Here is a 17043-nt window from a genome sequence, read left to right as displayed (position 1 = left end):
AGGCCAAAAATCTCGGTTTTTAACAGCCAAAAAGGCCTGTAGCCGAATCAGAATGCGCGCCGCCAGCTATCAATTGAATAGCACCCCGACTTCGCCTACACTGGCACCCGCACCAAGAGTGCATTCGCTAGGGGTGTTGCCGGCGTCCAGATGGAAGCCGGTGACTGAGAAAGTCCCTTTGAACCTGACTGAGGTAATCCTCGCGCAGGGAAGCATGTTTCAGGCGCCCGGCCACGGGCTTCAAACAGGCCGACCTGCCATTAACGAATGGAATGTTGATGGCTACCAGCTCCTCTACGCCCTCTATGCCCGCCTCTTTAGGCAGCACCAACACGGCGCTCACGCCGCAACCCGCCGGCGACCGATCATTTGGTTTTCGCGACCACGCCGCGCTCTGGCTCAGCCTGGGCGTCGGCCTGCTGGTCATGCAGATTGGCGCCTACCTGGTGCCAGCACTGGGCGCCAAACAGGCGACCATGGTCATTGTTTTTGGCTCCTTGCTGGGCGCCGGGCTGCTGGCCTGGACGGCAAAGATAGGCTGTGACAGCGGCCTGTCCAGCGCCGGCCTGATGCACGCCACCTACGGCAGCAGCTTTGCGCGCCTGCCGGTCTTGCTCAACATTGTGCAGCTCGTCGGCTGGACCACCTTTGAGATCGTCGTGATGCGCGACGGCACCCTGGCCATTGCGCGCCAGTCCGGCAGCTTCACAAGTGCCATCTGGCCTTTTCTTGCAACCCTGCTGTGGGGCGGCGTGCTGATCGCCCTGCTGTCGGGCTCCATGGTCAAGCTGGTGCGCAAATTTATTGGCCGTTACGGCCTGCCGCTGGTGATCGCCTCGCTGCTCTGGCTCACCTGGCAGTTTCTCGTCAAAGCCAATGCACAAGGCCTTGCCACCCTTTGGAACCGCCCTGGCGAAGGCGGCATGAGCACATTGGCCGCGCTGGACCTGGTGATTGCCATGCCGGTCTCGTGGCTGCCGCTGGTGGCCGACTTTGCGCGCCATGGGCGCGACGGCAAAAGCGCACTGCGCGGCACCTGGCTGGGTTATGCCGTGGCCAATATCTGGTGTTACGCGCTTGGTGTGCTGGTCGCCATCACCACGCCCAGCACCGACCTGGTCGCCGCGCTGCTGCTAGCGCAAGGCGGCCTGATTGCGCTGGGCCTGATCCTGATTGACGAGGTGGACAACGCCTACGGTGACCTGTATTCAGGCTCGGTCGCAGGCCACAGCCTGAAACCGCGCTGGAGCGTGCGCCGCTGGGGCATCACCATGGCGGTGGTGTGCACGGCCCTGGCCATGGTCTTGCCCATGCACAGCCTGGAGCCGTTTTTGCTGATGCTCAGCTCGGTCTTTATCCCGCTGTACGGCGTGATCCTGGCGCGGCTGGCCGGCCGATCCAATGTGGCAGCGCTGGTCACGGAACGGCAGGTGAACTACAGCGCCGTGCTGATCTGGTTTGTGGGTGTCGTCTGTTATCACGCATGCGCACAACTCGCGCCCAGTTGGGGTGCCGCCCTGCCGACCCTGGTTTTGACCTTTGTACTGGCACGCTTTACCAGCGACACGCCCGCAAGAGTCAGCGCGACGGCCTAATTAAAGTGGGATCAGCCGCATGACCTGCGGCGCATGGCTATGGTTCAGCGGCCCGCTGCCCGCGCCTGTGCGCACTGCCGCCCCAGCTTCCAGCGCCCCACGTATATAAACACGCGCGGCCTCCACGGCCTCAGTCAAGGACAGGCCCAAAGCCAGGTGAGACGCAATCGCAGAAGACAGCGTGCAGCCCGTGCCATGGGTGTTGGCGCTGTGAATACGCGGCGCGCGCATCCAGTGCGGTACACCGCCCTGTGTGATCAGCAAATCACTGACCACATCACCCGGCAAATGCCCACCCTTGAGCAGCACCGCCCGCGCACCTTTGGCCAGCAGTTCGCGTGCCGCAATTTCCATCGCCTGCTCACTGTCCAAGGGTCGGCCCACCAGCAAGGCCGCTTCATCCAGATTCGGCGTGACCAGGGCCGCGCGGCCAAACAGCTCGCGCACCAAGGCAGCAATCGCCGGGTTGTCGATCAACACGGCGCCGCTGGTCGCCACCATCACCGGGTCCAGCACCACACGCTCTAACGCATGCCGGTCAATCGCTTCGGCCACCGCATGCACGATTTCAGGTGAATGCAGCATGCCGATCTTGACGGCATCCACACCGATGTCTTCGACCACCGCGTCGATCTGGTCCAGCAGCATTTGCGGCGGCACGCCATGGATGGAGCGCACACCCAAGGTGTTCTGAGCAGTCAGCGCCGTGATGGCCGTCATGCCGTAGCAACCCAATGCAGAAAAAGTCTTGAGGTCAGCCTGTATGCCCGCACCGCCGCCGCTGTCGGAGCCGGCGATGCTCAGGACGCGGGGGTATTTAAATTCAAAAACCTGATTTGTCATGGTGCCAATGCTAGCTGTAATACCAGCGCCGGAAATGAAAAAACACCCGATGCGTGCGCGTCACGGCAGAAGACGTCGGAGTCCCTGCCGTGCAGGCACTGAGCAACGCTCAATCCCCGAGATCCACCCCCAGCTCAGCAAGCTTTTCCGCATAGGAGTCCCTGCGTTTTGCTGCCTTAGCTGCTGTTTCGATAGCCGCCTGAATCGCCCTGGGCCCCTTGGCTGCAACAGCCTTGACCAATCCTGACTTGTGGGCAGCCTCTGCCTCCGCCCTCCTGTAAGTGGCGATAAGTTTGGCATGGGCAGAGGGTTGATTCACAAGGACCTTTATCTAAAGCGCCATTTTCTGCGTTTTCTGCCATGGCAGCAGGCTGTCGTGCGACGGAGATAACGGGTCTGAAGTGGGCTCGGGCGGATTTGAACCGGCATACCACCTGGCTCAATAAAACCAGGAATGGCATGCCCACAATTTCCACAGAGAACTTGTCGTCCGCAACGTCTCAAATCAAGCGCGGGGAGAGTAGTAAGAATGCGATTGAGCCGTCATGTTTTCGTCACGTCCAGAAAGACGAAAGGCCTCGCACTTTCGTGCGAGGCCTTGAATCCAGTGGCTCCTCAACCTGGGCTCGAACCAGGGACCTACGGATTAACAGTCCGGCGCTCTACCAACTGAGCTATTGAGGAATGTAGCCTTAGATTATAGCGTGATTTTTTCGGCTTTTTGACTCCGCGCTTTCATCGAACAACTTTTATGCACGATTGGCGATGTGCCAAAACCGGCTCGGCTACCATCGGCCCATGCAAGACGCGATACGCCCGACTCCAAAACATTTTCCGCATCCGCGCGGCTGAAGTTAACAGGTCATGGCAAAACACGCGCCGTCCTTGCCCTGGCTTGAAGCCGGGGAAAACTTCCCCCCGCTGGGCGATGCCTGGGGGCATGAAGACCCGGCCCCTGGCCTGCTGGCGGCGGGCGCTGTGCTGGATGTGAGCACGCTGGTCCAAGCTTATTCACAGGGGATTTTCCCCTGGTTCAGCGAAGGCCAGCCTGTACTGTGGTGGAGCCCGGACCCGCGCATGGTGCTGCAGGTAAAAAACTTCAAGCTGCACAGGTCGCTGCGCAAAAGCATCAAGCATTTTGCAGGCGACCCAAGCTGCGAAATCAGGTTTGACTCTGCCTTTGCCGATGTCATCAATGCTTGCGCCCACAAGCCGCGAGCGGGCCAGCCTGGTACCTGGATATTGCCGTCCATGGTGAAGGCCTACATAGCCCTGCACAAGGCCGGCCATGCACACAGCGTGGAGACCTGGGTCAACGGTGAACTGGCAGGAGGCCTTTATTGCATCAACCTGGGCAGCATGGTGTTTGGTGAATCGATGTTTGCGCATCAAACCGATGCATCAAAAATCGCGCTGTCAGCGCTGGTCGCCTTCTGCCGGGCCAGCGGCATCACCATGATTGACTGCCAGCAGAACACGCAGCACCTGGCTTCGCTGGGCGCCGGTGAAATCAGCCGGCCGGAGTTTGTTGCCCACCTCGGCCGGAGCGTGGACAGGGCAGCGCCCGCCTGGCACTTCAAACCCGTATACTGGAATCAGCTTCTGACGACGGGAATGACAGACCTACCGTGACGCACCTCAAAGACCTGCCGCTGCAAACCCTGCAGTTTTATGCAACAGCGCCCTACCCCTGCAGTTACCTGCCGGGCAAGCAGGCCCGCTCGCAGGTCGCAACGCCCAGCCACCTCATTCACAACGATGCGTATTCGGACCTGGTGACCAACGGTTTCCGGCGCAGCGGCATGTTTACCTACCGGCCTTATTGCGATGGCTGCCAGGCTTGTGTGCCGCTACGTGTTCCCGTCAAGGACTTCAAGGCCGACCGCAGCCAGCGCCGCGCCTGGAGCCGGCACCACACGCTGCATGCGCGCGTGCTCAAGCTGTGTTTCATGCCCGAGCATTACCAGCTCTACCTGCGCTACCAGAACGGCCGCCACGCGGGTGGCGGCATGGACCACGACAGCATTGACCAGTACACACAGTTCCTGCTGCAAAGCCGGGTCAACTCGCGCCTCGTGGAGTTCCGCGAGAACATGCCCAATGGTGAGGCGGGTGCGCTCAAGATGGTGTCGATTCTTGACGTGTTGGAGGACGGTATTTCTGCGGTCTACACCTTTTACGAACCGGATGCCCGCGCCAGTTACGGCAACTACGGCGTGCTGTGGCAAATCGAGCAGGCCAGGCGACTGGAACTGCCTTATGTGTATTTGGGCTACTGGATTGCCGGGAGCCCGAAGATGAACTACAAGGCCGGGTTCAGGCCCAACGAGATACGGGTCAACGGCGAGTGGCAGCCATCCACAACAACCATCCCCAAAGGCGCCGAGCAACCCGGTTGAGGCCATTTTTGCAAAAACATCAGCAAGTGCATCGCAATTTCACAGTGTAAAATTTGATGCAGAAAGTCATGCATCATGAAAAAGCCCGATAGCGCGATTCCCGCAACGCCCACCGTTCAGGTTATTGAACGGATGTTTACCTTGCTCGAGATCCTGGCCAACCGTGAAGAGGCCATGTCGCTGAAAGAAATCAGCGAGAAATCCGGGCTGCACCCTTCCACCGCCCACCGCATCCTCAACGACCTGGCCACGGGCCGTTTTGTGGACCGACCGGTAGCAGGCAACTACCGGCTCGGCATGCGCCTGCTGGAGCTTGGCAACCTCGTCAAGGCCCGCCTGAATGTGCGCGATGCAGCGCTTGCGCCCATGCGCGAGCTGCACAAACTGACCCAGCAACCCGTCAACCTGAGCATGCGCCAGGGTGACGAAATCATTTATGTGGAGCGCGCTTTCAGCGAGCGCTCGGGCATGCAGGTGGTACGTGCCATCGGCGGCCGTGCGCCGCTGCACCTGACCTCTGTGGGCAAACTTTTCCTGGCTTTTGACGACCCCCAGCGTTTGCGCACCTATGCCACACGCACGGGCCTGTCGGGCCAGACCAAAAACAGCATTACCCAGCTTCCGGTGCTGGAGCGTGAGCTCTCCAAGGCGCGGCAATACGGCATCGCTCGCGACAATGAAGAGCTTGAGTTAGGCGTGCGTTGCATGGCTGCAGGCATTTACGACGACCAGAACAACCTGGTGGCGGGCCTGTCGATTTCAGCGCCGGCAGACCGGCTGGATGAGCACTGGCTGCCCAAACTCCAGGCCACGGCCAATGAGATTTCAACGGCACTGGGGTACAAACCCAAATAAAAAAACGGGCCCCAAGCCCGGTTTTTTTATTTAACTTGCTGGCCCAAACAGTTGGCGGCCGTTTAGCGGGGCCTGATCAACCGTTAATCTGTTTGGCGGAGACGCCCACATTCACCTTGCGATCAATCACAGGGTTGGCCTCAACCCAGCGGCGCACGCGCTCGGCATCACCGAGGCGGCTCAGCTTGCCGGCGGAATCAAGAAACACCATGATGAGCTTGCGCCCGGCAATCTTGGTCTGCATCACAAGGCACTGACCTGCTTCCGAGATGTAGCCGGTTTTTTGCAGGCCGATATCCCACTCAGGATTTTTGACCAGGCGGTTGGTGTTGTTGTACTGCAGCGTGCGCTTGCCCACGGCAACCTGGTAGCCCGTCGATGTTGTCAGTTCGCGCAGCAAGGGGTCGCTATGCGCGGCGTTGACCAGGGTCGCCAGGTCCTGTGCACTGGACTGGTTGCGACTGGACAGGCCGGTCGGCTCCGCGTAGCTGGTGTCGTTCATGCCCAGCAGTTTTGCCTTGGCGTTCATGAGATTGACAAAGGTCGGCATGCCGCCCGGATAAGTACGTCCCAGGGCGTGCGCTGCGCGGTTTTCGCTGGACATCAGTGCCAGGTGCAGCAATTCGCCGCGTGTCAGCGAGGTGCCGACCCTGAGCCTGGAACTGCTGTGCTTTTCAGTGTCAACGTCATCCTGCGTCACGGTGATCATTTCGTCCATGGGCAGCTTGGCGCCGCTGATGATCACGCCGGTCATCAGTTTGGTCAGGGATGCGATGGGCAACACGGCCTGGTCGTTTTTGCGGAACAGGACTTCGCGCGTGTCCTGGTCAATCACCAGTGCGACGCTGGACTTCAGGTCGAGCGGGTCCTGGGCGCTGTGCAGGCCGGCCATTTCACCGAATGACGGTTTGGCTGGAACGGCTGCTACGCGAATAATGCTTTTGCGTTTGGCAACCGCTGCAATCCGGACACTTTTGCGCGTTGCGACCGCCTTCTTCGACTTCGAAGAAGAAACTTTTGTAATTTGCTGTTTTTTTGCCGTGCTGCGCTTGGTGGCCGCAGAACTCGCAACCGGCACCGCGAGGGCTGTAAACAAGGCCAAAAACCCAATGATTTTTAATGCGCGATTGAAAATCTGATTAGACATGGTGGTGTGTCCTGCTTGGGATGGCAATTAAAAGCATGTCCGGGAGTGTATACAAATAGAAAAAGTCATGCAATATCAAAAGCTTGCATGACTTTCCTAAAAACACACTTAGTTGAGGCTGTTTTAATGGCTCAAATCACAAGTCGCACTAAAAAAATTCTCTAAGTCATTGAATACAAACAACTATTTCAATGACCCTAGATTTCAACCCTGCGCAGCAACCCTGTCAGCTTTACTTTGAAGTTTGTTCAACGCGCTCAGGTAGGCCTTGGCCGACGCCACCACAATGTCCGGGTCCGAGCCCACGCCATTGACCACACGCCCGCTGTTTTGCAGGCGCACCGTCACTTCTCCCTGGCTCTCCGTTGAACCGCTGATGGCGTTCACGGAATAGAGCACCATCTCGGCACCGCTTTTGACGTGCGACTCAATGGCTTTGAGGGATGCGTCCACGGGGCCGTTGCCGTCCGATTCGCCCTTGACTTCCTTGCCATGCACCGTGAACACGACGCTCGCCTGAGGGCGCTCACCGGTTTCGCTGTGCTGGGACAGGGAGACAAAACTGTATTGCTCATTGTCGTGGCTGATGCTTTCGTCGCTCATCAAGGCAAGAATGTCTTCATCAAAAATCTCGCTCTTGCGGTCCGCGAGGTCCTTGAACTTGATAAACGCGTTATTGATGTCGGTTTCGCTTTCCACCGTGACACCAAGCTCCTGCAAACGCTGCTTGAAGGCATTGCGGCCGCTGAGCTTGCCCAGCACGATCTTGTTGGCACTCCAGCCCACGTCTTCGGCGCGCATGATCTCGTAGGTGTCACGCGCCTTGAGCACGCCGTCCTGGTGTATGCCCGAAGCATGGGCAAACGCATTGGCACCCACCACGGCCTTGTTGGGCTGGACCACAAAACCGGTGGTCTGGCTGACCATGCGGCTGGTCGCAAGGATGTGTTTGGTGTCAATGCCCAGATCGAGCTTGAAATAGTCCTTGCGTGTCTTGACTGCCATGACGATTTCTTCGAGCGAGCAGTTGCCGGCGCGCTCGCCCAGGCCGTTGATGGTGCATTCCACCTGCCGCGCACCGCCGATTTTGACGCCGGCAAGCGAGTTGGCGACCGCCATGCCGAGGTCGTTGTGGCAGTGCACGGACCAGATCGCCTTGTCGCTATTGGGAATACGCTCGCGCAGGTCCTTGATGAAGTGGCCGTACAGCTCGGGAATCGCGTAACCCACGGTATCCGGCACGTTGATGGTGGTGGCGCCTTCGGTAATCACCGCTTCAAGCACCCGGCACAAAAAGTCGGGATCGGAGCGGTAGCCGTCTTCAGGGCTGAACTCGATCTCGCCCATGAGGTTGCGCGCAAAACGCACAGAGAGCTTGGCCTGCTCGAACACCTGGTCCGGCGTCATGCGCAGCTTCTTTTCCATATGCAGCGGGCTGGTCGCCAGGAACAGGTGCAGGCGCGAAGATTTGGCAGGCTTCAGGGCCTCGGCCGCACGGGAAATGTCGCGGTCATTGGCACGGGCCAGCGAGCACACGGTGGAGTCCTTGATGACCTCGGCGATGGCTTTAACGCATTCAAAGTCGCCATTGGAACTCGCCGCAAAACCGGCCTCAATCACATCCACCTTCAGGCGCTCGAGCTGGCGTGCAATACGCAGCTTTTCATCCCGCGTCATGGAGGCGCCCGGCGACTGCTCGCCGTCACGCAAGGTGGTGTCAAAAATGATCAGTTTGTCTGACATGTGAGTTCCTTTTCAAAGGGGTTTGTTTTGGTTTTTTCTGTCGGCTGCGCACGCTGCAAGCCCGAAATAATAGCCTTGAGTGAGGCCGAGACAATATTTGCATCCATGCCCACACCAAAAACGGTCTGTTGGCCCACGCGCAATTCGAGGTAAGCCACCGCCTGGACATGGGCACCGGAACCAATCGCGTGTTCATGGTAATCAAGCACACGCACTGCTTCGCCGGTCGCCAGGCTCATGCCTTCCACGAAAGCATCAATAGGCCCTGTGCCCGCGCCGCGAATACTGAAGCTGCGTCCTGCCATGACCACGTCTGCGGTGAGCGTGACCTCTTTGCCGCCCGTCTTTTTGGCATCCTCCAGCACCTGGTGCTGCGGAGACGCGACATCACGTACAGCGTATTCCCGCTCGAACAGTTCGTAAAGGTCTTTTGCGGTCAGTTCCTTGCCCGTGGCATCCATCACCGATTGCACGACCTGGCTGAATTCAATCTGCAGGCGGCGCGGAAGCTCCAGTCCGTATTCGCTCTCCAGCAGGTAAGAAATGCCGCCCTTGCCGGACTGGCTGTTCACCCGTATCACGGCTTCGTAGCTGCGGCCGAGGTCCTTGGGGTCCAGCGGCAGGTAAGGCATGTCCCAGACATCGCCGTCCTTGCGCGCGGCAAAGGCCTTCTTGATGGCATCCTGGTGCGAACCCGAGAACGAGGTGTAAACCAGGTCACCCACATAAGGATGGCGGGGGTGCACGGGCAACTGGTTGCAGTGCTCGACCGTACGGCGGATCTCGTCGATGTCGGAGAAATCGAGTTCAGGGTACACACCCTGCGTATAGAGGTTGAGCGCAACATTGACGAGGTCGAGGTTGCCGGTGCGCTCACCGTTGCCGAACAAACAGCCTTCCAGCCGGTCCGCGCCGGCCATCAGGGCCAGCTCTGCCGCCGCTGTCCCTGTGCCCCGGTCATTGTGTGGGTGCACGGACAGGATCACGCCATCGCGCCGCTCGATATGGCGGTGCATCCATTCGATCATGTCGGCAAAGATGTTCGGCGTGGAATGCTCAACCGTCGTTGGCAGGTTGATGATGCATTTTTGCTCCGGGCGGGCCTGCCACACCTCGGTCACGGCATCCACCACGCGTTTGGAAAAAGCCAGCTCGGTATCGGAGAACATTTCCGGCGAGTACTCAAACATCCACTGTGTTTGTGGCTGTTGCGCAGCGAGGTCTATGAACAATTGCGCATTGCGCTGCACCAGTTCGATGATGCCGTCTTCACTCAGGCCCAGTACAACGCGCCGCATGATGGGGGCAATCGGATTGACCATGTGCATGATGACGCTGCGCGCGCCCTTCATGGCTTCAAAAGTGCGCTCAATCAGGGGCTCGCGGGCATGGGTCAGGACCTGGATGCTCACGTCGTCGGGAATCAGGTTCTCGTCGATGAGCTTGCGCACAAAATCGAACTCCACCTGCGAAGCCGAAGGAAACCCGACCTCGATTTCCTTGAAACCGATCCTCACCAGCGTCTCAAACATGCGCAGCTTGCGTGCGATGTCCATGGGCTCGATAAGCGCCTGGTTTCCATCGCGCAGATCAGTGCTCAGCCAGATCGGCGCCTTGGTCAGGACCGCATCTGGCCATGTCCGGTCGCGCAAGCCGATGGGCTTGAACGAAGGGTATTTGCTCGCAGGTTGTTTCAACATGATCAGTTTCTCAGTTGGAGAGTTGGAATAAACCAGCAGCCCAAAGAAAAACGGCCCGCTGCTGGTGCAAACGGGCCGTTGAATCTGGTGAACGCGTGCGCTACCGTCTCCGCCCGTTGGCGAATAGCAGTAGCGCTAGCGAAATATTTTTCATGCAATTATGGTAGCACAGTTTATTTGTGAAGGCCGCGCTCGTCCGGCTCGTCGGTCGACGTCGAGATCACGCTGGTCTGCAGGCCCTTGGCTTTGCGCCAGCCATATACGATATAACCCGAAAAACCGTAGATCACAAAAAGGCCGAACATCACAGTGGGCGGGTGAATGTTGATCACGGCAATGCCAAGGGCAATCAGTACAATGACCGCAAAAGGAACGCTGCGTTTCATGCTGACATCCTTGAAGCTGTAAAACGGCACATTGGTCACCATGGTGAGCCCGGCGTACAACATCAACGCAAAAGTCACCCACCGCACCTCCACGCCGCTGATGCCGGCATCCGTCATCAACCAGATAAACCCGGCCACCAGTGCGGCAGCTGCGGGCGACGGCAAGCCCTGAAAAAACCGCTTGTCCACCACCGCCGTATTCACGTTGAAGCGGGCCAGCCGCAAAGCCGCGCAGGCGCAGTAAACAAAGGCTCCTATCCAGCCCCAGCGGCCCAGGCTGGTCAGCGCCCATATGTAGGCAATAAGGGCCGGCGCCGCGCCGAAAGAAACCATATCGGACAGCGAATCCATCTGCTCGCCAAAAGCACTCTGCGTGTTGGTCATGCGGGCGATGCGGCCGTCCAGGCTGTCCAGCACCATGGCGCAAAAAACACCCACGGCTGCCTGGTCAAAACGGCCGTTCATGGCCATGACGATGGCGTAAAAACCGCCAAACAATGCCGCCAGCGTGAACAGGTTGGGCAATATGTAAATGCCTTTACGGCGCTTGCGCACCACGACCTCTTCGGAGGTTGAAGCGGTTTCTTCGCCATCATGCATAAAAAATACTCCTGGGGCACAACTGCTGTGCGCAAGCAGCTATCAAATCAATAGCTTGCAAAGTTTGTGAATGGCTGAGGATACCAAATCATGGCGCCGGTCCTTGCAAGAAAAAACCGGAAAGACCAGTTTGAACGGGAAATTAAAAAAGCCGCGCAAGAGTTTTGCGCGGCTTCCTGCAGGACAAGGCCTGAGCGATCAAAAAGATCAGTTGCGGGTCTGGTCAACCAGCTTGTTCTTGGCAATCCACGGCATCATCGCACGCAGCTGGCCGCCGACCTTCTCGATGGAGTGCTCAGCCGTCAGACGGCGGCGCGCGGTCATGCTTGGGTAGCCGGTACGGCCTTCCAGGATGAACATCTTGGCGTATTCACCGGTCTGGATGCGCTTGAGGGCAGCACGCATGGCTTCGCGCGACTGAGCATTGATGACTTCAGGGCCCGTCACGTACTCACCGTACTCCGCATTGTTGGAGATCGAGTAGTTCATGTTGGCAATGCCGCCCTCATAGATCAGGTCGACGATCAGCTTGAGCTCGTGCAGGCATTCGAAGTACGCCATTTCAGGGGCATAGCCGGCTTCCACCAGCGTCTCGTAACCCATCTTGATGAGTTCGACCGCGCCACCGCACAATACGGCCTGCTCGCCGAACAGGTCGGTCTCGGTTTCTTCCTTGAAGTTGGTTTCAATGATGCCGGCCTTGCCGCCGCCATTGGCCATAGCGTAGCTCAATGCCAGGTCACGGGCCTTGCCGCTCTTGTCCTGGTGGATCGCCACAAGGTGAGGCACGCCGCCACCCTGGGTGTAGGTGTTGCGAACAGTGTGGCCAGGCGCCTTGGGAGCAACCATCCAGACGTCAAGGTCGGCACGTGGCACGACCTGGTTGTAATGAACGTTGAAGCCGTGGGCAAAAGCGAGCGAAGCGCCCTGCTTGATGTTCGGCTCGACATTGTTCTTGTACACGCCTGCGATGTCTTCATCGGGCAACAGGATCATGACCACGTCGGCGGCCTTGACCGCGTCGTTCACTTCCAGCACGTTCAGGCCGGCCTTGCCGACCTTGTCCCACGACGCGCCGCCCTTGCGCAGGCCGACCACGACCTTGACGCCGCTGTCGTTCAGGTTTTGTGCATGGGCGTGGCCCTGGCTGCCGTAACCAATAATGGCCACCGTTTTGCCCTTGATCAGGCTCAGGTCGCAGTCTTTGTCGTAATAAACTTTCATCTCTCGCTCCTAAATAATCACAAATAAATAAAACAGCCAGGAAATTTCAAACTCTCAAAATTCGCTCGCCACGGCCAATCCCGCTGGAGCCGGTTCGCACCGTTTCCAGGATGGCGCTGCGGTCGATCGCCTCCAGAAATGCGTCATTTTTAGACTGATCTCCGGTGAGTTCAATGGTGTAACTTTTTTCGGTCACATCAATAATCCGCCCGCGGAATATATCAGCCATGCGCTTCATCTCTTCGCGCTCCTTGCCGACAGCACGCACCTTGACCATCATGAGTTCGCGTTCGGTATAGGCGCCTTCAGTCAGGTCGACCACCTTCACGACCTCAATTAGCCGGTTCAGATGTTTGGTGATTTGTTCAATGACATCGTCCGAACCACTTGTTTGAATGGTCATGCGCGACAGGGTCGGGTCTTCGGTCGGGGCGACGGTCAGGCTCTCGATGTTGTAGCCACGGGCAGAGAACAGGCCGACAACGCGGGAAAGAGCACCCGGCTCGTTTTCCAGCAAAACTGCAATGATATGTTTCATAAGAAGATTCCTCTTTTCGCTGCCCTCCCCTGCGCACGGTAATGCGCAGGCTCGGCAGACAATAGATTCGTCAGGTGACGGTTAATGAATGGGGTAAGCGCGGCTCAGAGGTCTTCAGACCCGAGCAACATTTCGGTGATGCCTTTGCCGGCCTTGACCATGGGGAACACGTTTTCTGTCGGATCGGTACGGAAGTCCATGAACACCGTGCGATCTTTCAGCTTGCGTGCTTCGCGCAGCGCGGGTTCCACATCCTGCGGCTTTTCAATCAACATGCCGACATGGCCGTAGGCTTCAGCCAGCTTCACGAAATTGGGCAAGGCGTCCATGTAACTGCTGCTATAGCGGCCTTCGTAGTCGATTTCCTGCCACTGGCGCACCATGCCAAGGTAACGGTTGTTCAGCGAGCAGATCTTGATCGGCGTGTTGTATTGCAGGCAGGTTGAGAGCTCCTGGATGTTCATCTGCACCGAGCCCTCGCCCGTGATGGTGAACACCTCGGCATCGGGTTTGGCCAGCTTGATACCCATCGCATAGGGGATGCCCACGCCCATGGTGCCAAGGCCACCGGAATTGATCCAGCGACGCGGTTCGTCAAACTTGTAATACTGCGCAGCCCACATCTGGTGCTGGCCCACATCGGACGTGATGTAGGTGTCAGCGTCCTTGGTCATGTTCCAGAGGGTCTCAACCACGTACTGCGGCTTGATGACGTCGCCCTTGCCCATGCTGTATTTCATGCAATCGCGCTTGCGCCAGCCGTCAATCGTGTTCCACCAGCCGCCCAGCGCGTCAGCGTCGGGCTTGAGGCCGGACTCCTTGATCATGCTGATCAGTTCGGTCAGTACATCCTTGACATCACCCACAATCGGAATATCAACCTTGACGCGCTTGGATATGCTCGATGGATCGATATCGATGTGAATGATCTTGCGTTCGTTTTGCGCAAAATGCTTGGGGTTGCCAATCACCCGGTCATCAAAACGCGCGCCGACGGCCAGCAGCACATCGCAATTCTGCATCGCGTTATTGGCTTCAACGGTGCCGTGCATGCCCAGCATGCCGAGGAATTTTTTGTCGCTGGCCGGGTAGGCACCCAGGCCCATCAATGTATTGGTGCAGGGGTAACCCAGCATGTCCACCAGCGTGCGCAATTCCTGCGAGGCGTTGCTCAACAAGACGCCGCCGCCTGTGTAGATGTAGGGACGTTTTGCGGCCAGCAAAAGCTGCAGTGCCTTGCGGATTTGCCCGCCGTGCCCCTTGCGCACAGGGTTGTAGGAACGCATCTCAACGGTCTGCGGATAGCCGTCATAGGCCGTCTTGTTGAAAGACACGTCCTTCGGAATGTCGACCACGACCGGGCCGGGACGTCCGGTACGGGCAATGTGAAACGCCTTTTTCAGGGTCTCAGCCATATCGCGCACATCCTTGACAAGGAAGTTGTGCTTGACGATGGGGCGTGTGATGCCGACGGTATCGCACTCCTGGAATGCATCGAGACCGATGGCCGCAACCGGCACCTGGCCGGTGATGATGACCATGGGGATGCTGTCCATGTAAGCAGTGGCAATACCCGTAATAGCATTGGTCACACCCGGTCCGGAGGTCACAAGTGCCACACCGACATCACCTGTCGCCCGCGCATAACCATCAGCGGCATGTACTGCGGCCTGCTCATGGCGCACCAGAACGTGCTGAATGGAGTCCTGCTTGTAGAAGGCGTCGTAAATATGCAGAACTGCACCGCCCGGATAACCCCAGATGTACTTGACACCCTCGGCCTGGAGCGATTTCACGAGAATTTCTGCGCCCCGGAGATCCTGGGAGTTTGCAGCCGGATTTGAATTTGCAGACGCTGCTGCTGCGGAAGCGATTTCCGCCTTGGAGATTTCCATGATGAACCTTTGTGAATTTCTCTAACGAAATACCTTGGGTGCCTCTTCGCTGGCCCTTGTGAAGCAGCGTCGAGACTTGAGGCCAAAACCATAAGCAGAAACATAATCCGCCGAGTCATGACCCGTTTGCCTTTTGAATTGCAAGCCATATTATGGCATTTCGTGTTGCTCAATGACTGCACCGTAGTCAAATACGGCGACTCATGGCAGTTGCGATGCGATAATTTTGACCAAGTCAAACAATAATTACAGCGCTGGACAAACCGGAAACCCACACCGTTGGCAACTGAACAAGAACTTTCTGACTTCCTGAAAAACGTTGAAAAACGGGCTTTCAAGCGAAGCATTTACCACGTCCGGGACGAAGAAGCTGCTCTTGATATTGTCCAGGACAGCATGATGAAGCTGGCGCACAGCTATGGAGACAAACCTGCGTCAGAGTTGCCCATGCTGTTCCAGAGGATCCTGTCCAACACCACGCTGGACTGGTTTCGCCGCCGCAAGACCCGAAACGCCCTTTTCTCCAACATGAGCGACTTCGAGTCAGCGGGCGAGGACGGAGATTTTGACCTTTTGGAAACTTTGGAGGCCCAAACCGACTCCGAGGGAACAGAAAGCGCCCAGGATGCGACTGAACGGGCACAAATACTGCGCGAAATAGAGGAAGAAGTAAAACAGCTGCCCGGGCGTCAACGGGAAGCGTTTCTGATGCGTTACTGGGAGGAGATGGACGTGGCCGAAACAGCCGCCGCCATGGGTTGCTCGGAAGGCAGTGTCAAAACTCATTGCTCGCGTGCAGTGCTTGCCCTCAGTAAAGCCCTGAAGGCCAAAGGTATCAAATTATGACTAATTCACTACAAAACCGAGCAGAGGTCCTGCAGGACCGCTTCGCCCTGAAGGCTACCTCCTACCTGTCCGCCGCTACGGTAGACCTGCCTTACGACATCTCCGAACGCCTTCGTGCGGCCCGTGTACAGGCTGTTGCCAGCCGCAAGATCGCAAAGACCCAGACAGCCGGCAGCGTGGTTAACGCTGGCGGCAGTGCTGCAATGACCTGGGGTTCTGATGATGGCCTGAACTGGTGGGCGCGCATTGGCTCCGTGGTGCCACTGGTGGCATTGGTTGTGGGCCTGTTGGCCATCAATTCGATTCAAAACGACAACCGCGCCCAGGAAGTGGCCGAAGTTGATGCAGCCTTGCTGACCGATGAATTACCGCCTGCCGCATTCGCAGACCCTGGGTTTGTCCAGTTCCTCAAGGCCACGCGCTAAAGCTTGTCCAGCCAGTTTGCCCAAATGACCGCGCCAGCAGCCTCTTTTAATGCCAAATCGCCTTTTCGCCATCCAATTCAATTGATGCGCCAGGCGTCAGGCCCCTGGGTTTCAGGGTTGCAGCTTGTATCCCTTGGGCTGGCGTTGAGTTGCCTGTTGGTTTTTCCTGCTACTGGTTACGCCCAGGCAGGCAAACCGGTTCCACCAGCCAGTGCAACAGCAAGCAGCAAGGCAAGCAAACCAGCCAGTTCCTCGAAGCCCTTGTGGACTGAGCTCACGCCCATGCAGCAGCAAACGCTACAGCCGCTGGCTTCGAACTGGAACACCATCAGCGAAGCCCAGAAGCGCAAATGGCTGGAGATCTCCAAAAACTACCACTCCTTGCCGCCTGAAGGCCAGGCCACCATGCACAGCCGCATGAACGAATGGGTTGCCTTGAGTCCACAGCAACGCGCCCAGGCCCGGCTTAACTTTGCGAAGACCAAAGAGCTGTCCAGGCAATTGACGCCTGAAGAGAAAAAGGCCAAGTGGCAGACCTACCAGGCCCTGAGCCCAGAAGAAAAGCAAAAACTGGCAGCCAGGGCGACGACAAGGCCAGTCGGTGCAGCGCTCGCCGTCAAACCAGTTTCTCCGCAAAAACTGGCGGCAGTGCCTCCCCATGGCACCAAGCCGGAGTCCAAACCTGCGCCTAAAATAGCACCGGTAGCCACCACCCAGCACCCTGCCGGAGACGTGGCCCCTGAAACCGCTGCCCCCACCCCACCCCAGCACTGAGCATCCGGCCCGGCAGGGTAATCTGGGGTGGTAGTCCAAAAACTTGCCGCATGCCCAGCCGGTAGCGATCAAA

General features: G+C 58.0%; 15 protein-coding genes and 1 tRNA gene. 7 read left to right on the top strand and 9 right to left on the bottom strand.

The genetic code is table 11. The features are described 5' to 3' along the window. Positions 1-305 precede the first annotated feature (305 nt). Positions 306-1595: a purine-cytosine permease family protein gene (locus tag ACFQND_RS05375; protein ID WP_377412536.1), complete on the top strand. Its 1290-nt coding sequence runs from the start codon at positions 306-308 to the stop codon at positions 1593-1595. On the opposite strand, the gene thiD is transcribed toward ACFQND_RS05375, so the two are convergent. After that, positions 1596-2438, bottom strand: a complete 843-nt coding sequence (thiD, locus tag ACFQND_RS05370; protein WP_371436254.1) for a bifunctional hydroxymethylpyrimidine kinase/phosphomethylpyrimidine kinase — start codon at positions 2436-2438, stop codon at positions 1596-1598. Between the two features lie 608 nt (positions 2439-3046). Further along, a tRNA-Asn gene (locus ACFQND_RS05365) sits at positions 3047-3122 on the bottom strand. A gap of 180 nt (positions 3123-3302) precedes the next feature. On the opposite strand from ACFQND_RS05365, the gene aat reads away from it, so the two are divergent. The 3 genes from aat to ACFQND_RS05350 all read left to right on the top strand — a co-directional run bounded on the left by aat (position 3303) and on the right by ACFQND_RS05350 (position 5692). After that, positions 3303-4070 (top strand): leucyl/phenylalanyl-tRNA--protein transferase, encoded by a 768-nt coding sequence (gene aat / locus ACFQND_RS05360; protein ID WP_371436255.1) that lies wholly within the window; start codon positions 3303-3305, stop codon positions 4068-4070. Beyond that, positions 4067-4837, top strand: coding sequence for an arginyltransferase (locus tag ACFQND_RS05355; RefSeq protein WP_371436256.1), 771 nt, complete (start codon positions 4067-4069; stop codon positions 4835-4837). Before aat ends, ACFQND_RS05355 begins: the two co-directional genes overlap by 4 nt. Positions 4838-4912: 75 nt before the next feature. After that, a complete protein-coding gene (locus ACFQND_RS05350) occupies positions 4913-5692 on the top strand; it encodes an IclR family transcriptional regulator (RefSeq protein ID WP_371436257.1) in 780 nt (259 codons plus the stop codon). A gap of 76 nt (positions 5693-5768) precedes the next feature. Here ACFQND_RS05350 and pbpG read toward each other — a convergent pair whose 3' ends face one another. The 7 genes from pbpG to ACFQND_RS05315 all read right to left on the bottom strand — a co-directional run bounded on the left by pbpG (position 5769) and on the right by ACFQND_RS05315 (position 14925). After that, the gene (pbpG, locus tag ACFQND_RS05345; protein ID WP_371436258.1) at positions 5769-6839 is read right to left on the bottom strand and encodes a D-alanyl-D-alanine endopeptidase; all 1071 of its coding nucleotides are present in this window, start codon (positions 6837-6839) and stop codon (positions 5769-5771) included. A 204-nt stretch (positions 6840-7043) separates the two neighbouring features. Next, on the bottom strand, positions 7044-8582 hold the full coding sequence (locus ACFQND_RS05340) for a 2-isopropylmalate synthase (protein WP_371436259.1): 1539 nt from the start codon (positions 8580-8582) through the stop codon (positions 7044-7046). Continuing rightward, positions 8567-10282, bottom strand: a complete 1716-nt coding sequence (gene leuA, locus ACFQND_RS05335) for a 2-isopropylmalate synthase (protein ID WP_371436260.1) — start codon at positions 10280-10282, stop codon at positions 8567-8569. Before leuA ends, ACFQND_RS05340 begins: the two co-directional genes overlap by 16 nt. Positions 10283-10455: 173 nt before the next feature. Continuing rightward, positions 10456-11268, bottom strand: coding sequence for a CDP-diacylglycerol--serine O-phosphatidyltransferase (pssA, locus tag ACFQND_RS05330; RefSeq protein WP_371436261.1), 813 nt, complete (start codon positions 11266-11268; stop codon positions 10456-10458). 207 nt (positions 11269-11475) lie between these two features. After that, positions 11476-12492: a ketol-acid reductoisomerase gene (gene ilvC, locus ACFQND_RS05325; RefSeq protein ID WP_377412531.1), complete on the bottom strand. Its 1017-nt coding sequence runs from the start codon at positions 12490-12492 to the stop codon at positions 11476-11478. A gap of 46 nt (positions 12493-12538) precedes the next feature. Further along, a complete protein-coding gene (ilvN, locus tag ACFQND_RS05320) occupies positions 12539-13030 on the bottom strand; it encodes an acetolactate synthase small subunit (RefSeq protein WP_371437714.1) in 492 nt (163 codons plus the stop codon). Positions 13031-13134: 104 nt separating this feature from the next. After that, positions 13135-14925, bottom strand: coding sequence for an acetolactate synthase 3 catalytic subunit (locus ACFQND_RS05315; RefSeq protein ID WP_371437715.1), 1791 nt, complete (start codon positions 14923-14925; stop codon positions 13135-13137). 279 nt (positions 14926-15204) lie between these two features. Between ACFQND_RS05315 and ACFQND_RS05310 the strand changes: the two genes are divergently transcribed. The 3 genes from ACFQND_RS05310 to ACFQND_RS05300 all read left to right on the top strand — a co-directional run bounded on the left by ACFQND_RS05310 (position 15205) and on the right by ACFQND_RS05300 (position 16970). Beyond that, positions 15205-15771: an RNA polymerase sigma factor gene (locus ACFQND_RS05310; protein ID WP_371437716.1), complete on the top strand. Its 567-nt coding sequence runs from the start codon at positions 15205-15207 to the stop codon at positions 15769-15771. After that, positions 15768-16196 carry a DUF3619 family protein gene (locus tag ACFQND_RS05305; RefSeq protein WP_371437717.1) on the top strand — a complete coding sequence of 143 codons (429 nt, stop codon included), beginning with the start codon at positions 15768-15770 and terminating at the stop codon, positions 16194-16196. Before ACFQND_RS05310 ends, ACFQND_RS05305 begins: the two co-directional genes overlap by 4 nt. A gap of 282 nt (positions 16197-16478) precedes the next feature. After that, the gene (locus ACFQND_RS05300; RefSeq protein WP_371437718.1) at positions 16479-16970 is read left to right on the top strand and encodes a DUF3106 domain-containing protein; all 492 of its coding nucleotides are present in this window, start codon (positions 16479-16481) and stop codon (positions 16968-16970) included. Positions 16971-17043: the final 73 nt, after the last annotated feature.

The sequence above is a fragment of the Polaromonas aquatica genome, from assembly GCF_042659145.1.
Classification (GTDB): domain Bacteria; phylum Pseudomonadota; class Gammaproteobacteria; order Burkholderiales; family Burkholderiaceae_C; genus Polaromonas; species Polaromonas aquatica.
This window is presented reverse-complemented; position numbering and strand designations above follow the sequence as displayed.

Bases quoted from the DNA above. Each gene is read 5' to 3' on its own strand.
- ilvN (WP_371437714.1), bottom strand. From the start codon at position 13,030: ATGAAACATATCATTGCAGTTTTGCTGGAAAACGAGCCGGGTGCTCTT.
- pbpG (WP_371436258.1), bottom strand. From the start codon at position 6,839: ATGTCTAATCAGATTTTCAATCGCGCATTAAAAATCATTGGGTTTTTG.
- ACFQND_RS05315 (WP_371437715.1), bottom strand. From the start codon at position 14,925: ATGGAAATCTCCAAGGCGGAAATCGCTTCCGCAGCAGCAGCGTCTGCA.
- thiD (WP_371436254.1), bottom strand. From the start codon at position 2,438: ATGACAAATCAGGTTTTTGAATTTAAATACCCCCGCGTCCTGAGCATC.
- pssA (WP_371436261.1), bottom strand. From the start codon at position 11,268: ATGCATGATGGCGAAGAAACCGCTTCAACCTCCGAAGAGGTCGTGGTG.
- ilvC (WP_377412531.1), bottom strand. From the start codon at position 12,492: ATGAAAGTTTATTACGACAAAGACTGCGACCTGAGCCTGATCAAGGGC.
- ACFQND_RS05375 (WP_377412536.1), top strand. From the start codon at position 306: ATGCCCGCCTCTTTAGGCAGCACCAACACGGCGCTCACGCCGCAACCC.
- ACFQND_RS05300 (WP_371437718.1), top strand. From the start codon at position 16,479: ATGCAGCAGCAAACGCTACAGCCGCTGGCTTCGAACTGGAACACCATC.
- ACFQND_RS05340 (WP_371436259.1), bottom strand. From the start codon at position 8,582: ATGTCAGACAAACTGATCATTTTTGACACCACCTTGCGTGACGGCGAG.
- ACFQND_RS05350 (WP_371436257.1), top strand. From the start codon at position 4,913: ATGAAAAAGCCCGATAGCGCGATTCCCGCAACGCCCACCGTTCAGGTT.
- leuA (WP_371436260.1), bottom strand. From the start codon at position 10,282: ATGTTGAAACAACCTGCGAGCAAATACCCTTCGTTCAAGCCCATCGGC.
- aat (WP_371436255.1), top strand. From the start codon at position 3,303: ATGGCAAAACACGCGCCGTCCTTGCCCTGGCTTGAAGCCGGGGAAAAC.
- ACFQND_RS05305 (WP_371437717.1), top strand. From the start codon at position 15,768: ATGACTAATTCACTACAAAACCGAGCAGAGGTCCTGCAGGACCGCTTC.